This is a genomic window from Enterobacter sp. FB (assembly GCF_000805795.1).
GTDB classification, from domain to species: Bacteria; Pseudomonadota; Gammaproteobacteria; order Enterobacterales; family Enterobacteriaceae; genus Enterobacter; species Enterobacter roggenkampii.
On record NZ_JSZC01000005.1, the window covers coordinates 1 to 3,340 of the forward strand.

General features: G+C 52.2%; 1 tRNA gene and 1 rRNA gene. Both read right to left on the reverse strand.

What is annotated here, in order from left to right:
* Positions 1 to 32 precede the first annotated feature (32 nt).
* Positions 33 to 2,928 (reverse strand): 23S ribosomal RNA (locus PI91_RS02410).
* Positions 2,929 to 3,110: 182 nt separating this feature from the next.
* A tRNA-Glu gene (locus PI91_RS02415) sits at positions 3,111 to 3,185 on the reverse strand.
* Between the last annotated feature and the right edge of the window lie 155 nt (positions 3,186 to 3,340).

The following is a 3,340-nucleotide window of genomic DNA, read 5'->3' on the forward strand; positions in this document are numbered from 1 at the left end:
CTGTCTCTTCGCCAAAACATCTTCGGCGTTGTAAGGTTAAGCCTCACGGTTCATTAGTATCGGTTAGCTCAACGCATCGCTGCGCTTACACACCCGACCTATCAACGTCGTCGTCTTCAACGTTCCTTCAGGAGACTTAAAGTCTCAGGGAGAACTCATCTCGGGGCAAGTTTCGTGCTTAGATGCTTTCAGCACTTATCTTTTCCGCATTTAGCTACCGGGCAGTGCCATTGGCATGACAACCCGAAACCAGTGATGCGTCCACTCCGGTCCTCTCGTACTAGGAGCAGCCCCTCCAATTCTCCAGCGCCCACGGCAGATAGGGACCGAACTGTCTCACGACGTTCTAAACCCAGCTCGCGTACCACTTTAAATGGCGAACAGCCATACCCTTGGGACCTACTTCAGCCCCAGGATGTGATGAGCCGACATCGAGGTGCCAAACACCGCCGTCGATATGAACTCTTGGGCGGTATCAGCCTGTTATCCCGGAGTACCTTTTATCCGTTGAGCGATGGCCCTTCCATTCAGAACCACCGGATCACTATGACCTGCTTTCGCACCTGCTCGAGCCGTCACTCTCGCAGTCAAGCTAGCTTATGCCATTGCACTAACCTCCTGATGTCCGACCAGGATTAGCTAACCTTCGTGCTCCTCCGTTACTCTTTGGGAGGAGACCGCCCCAGTCAAACTACCCACCAGACACTGTCCGCAACCCGGATCACGGGTCTACGTTAGAACACCAGCCATTAAAGGGTGGTATTTCAAGGACGGCTCCATGCAGACTGGCGTCCACACTTCAAAGCCTCCCACCTATCCTACACATCAAGGACCAGTGTTCAGTGTCAAGCTATAGTAAAGGTTCACGGGGTCTTTCCGTCTTGCCGCGGGTACACTGCATCTTCACAGCGAGTTCAATTTCACTGAGTCTCGGGTGGAGACAGCCTGGCCATCATTACGCCATTCGTGCAGGTCGGAACTTACCCGACAAGGAATTTCGCTACCTTAGGACCGTTATAGTTACGGCCGCCGTTTACCGGGGCTTCGATCAAGAGCTTCGCGTTGCCGCTAACCCCATCAATTAACCTTCCGGCACCGGGCAGGCGTCACACCGTATACGTCCACTTTCGTGTTTGCACAGTGCTGTGTTTTTAATAAACAGTTGCAGCCAGCTGGTATCTTCGACTGATTTCAGCTCCACCCGCAGGGGCTTCACCTACATATCAGCGTGCCTTCTCCCGAAGTTACGGCACCATTTTGCCTAGTTCCTTCACCCGAGTTCTCTCAAGCGCCTTGGTATTCTCTACCTGACCACCTGTGTCGGTTTGGGGTACGATTTGATGTTACCTGATGCTTAGAGGCTTTTCCTGGAAGCAGGGCATTTGTTACTTCAGCACCGTAGTGCCTCGTCATCACACCTCAGCGTTAAAAGGTACCGGATTTACCTGGAACCTCCGCCTACATGCTTAAACCGGGACAACCGTCGCCCGGCTAACATAGCCTTCTCCGTCCCCCCTTCGCAGTAACACCAAGTACAGGAATATTAACCTGTTTCCCATCGACTACGCCTTTCGGCCTCGCCTTAGGGGTCGACTCACCCTGCCCCGATTAACGTTGGACAGGAACCCTTGGTCTTCCGGCGAGCGGGCTTTTCACCCGCTTTATCGTTACTTATGTCAGCATTCGCACTTCTGATACCTCCAGCAACCCTCACAGGCCACCTTCAACGGCTTACAGAACGCTCCCTACCCAACAACACATAGTGTCGCTGCCGCAGCTTCGGTGCATGGTTTAGCCCCGTTACATCTTCCGCGCAGGCCGACTCGACCAGTGAGCTATTACGCTTTCTTTAAATGATGGCTGCTTCTAAGCCAACATCCTGGCTGTCTGTGCCTTCCCACATCGTTTCCCACTTAACCATGACTTTGGGACCTTAGCTGGCGGTCTGGGTTGTTTCCCTCTTCACGACGGACGTTAGCACTCGCCGTGTGTCTCCCGTGATAACATTCTTCGGTATTCGTAGTTTGCATCGGGTTGGTAAGCCGGGATGGCCCCCTAGCCGAAACAGTGCTCTACCCCCGAAGATGAGTTCACGAGGCGCTACCTAAATAGCTTTCGGGGAGAACCAGCTATCTCCCGGTTTGATTGGCCTTTCACCCCCAGCCACAAGTCATCCGCTAATTTTTCAACATTAGTCGGTTCGGTCCTCCAGTTAGTGTTACCCAACCTTCAACCTGCCCATGGCTAGATCACCGGGTTTCGGGTCTATACCCTGCAACTTAACGCCCAGTTAAGACTCGGTTTCCCTTCGGCTCCCCTATACGGTTAACCTTGCTACAGAATATAAGTCGCTGACCCATTATACAAAAGGTACGCAGTCACACCACGAAGGTGCTCCCACTGCTTGTACGTACACGGTTTCAGGTTCTTTTTCACTCCCCTCGCCGGGTTCTTTTCGCCTTTCCCTCACGGTACTGGTTCACTATCGGTCAGTCAGGAGTATTTAGCCTTGGAGGATGGTCCCCCCATATTCAGACAGGATACCACGTGTCCCGCCCTACTCTTCGAGTTCACAACCTGTGCATTTCGTGTACGGGACTGTCACCCTGTACCGTGCGACTTTCCAGACGCTTCCACTAACACACAAGCTGATTCAGACTCTGGGCTGCTCCCGTTCGCTCGCCGCTACTGGGGGAATCTCGGTTGATTTCTTTTCCTCGGGGTACTTAGATGTTTCAGTTCCCCGGTTCGCCTCGTTAACCTATGTATTCAGTTAACGATAGTGCAACGAATTGCACTGGGTTTCCCCATTCGGACATCGCCGGGTCAAAGGTTCATATCACCTCGCCGGCGCTTTTCGCAGATTAGCACGTCCTTCATCGCCTCTGACTGCCAGGGCATCCACCGTGTACGCTTAGTCGCTTAACCTCACAACCCGAAGATGTTTCACTTCTGATTGCGAAAATTTGAGAGACTCGAACACACCATTTAAGATGTGTCGTTTCAATTTTCAGCTTGATCCAGATTTTAAAGAGCAAATATCTCAAACGTGACTCGTAAGTCAGTTTTGAGATATGACGGCAGGTGACTTTCACTCACGAACCAGCAAGTGGCGTCCCTAGGGGATTCGAACCCCTGTTACCGCCGTGAAAGGGCGGTGTCCTGGGCCTCTAGACGAAGGGGACACTGAAGTCTCAATCGCAAGACGCCTTGCTATTTACTTTTCATCAGACAATCTGTGTGAGCACTACAAAGGCAGGTTCTTTAAGGTAAGGAGTGATCCAACCGCAGGTTCCCTACGGTTACTTGTTACGACTTCACCCCAGTCATGAATCACAAA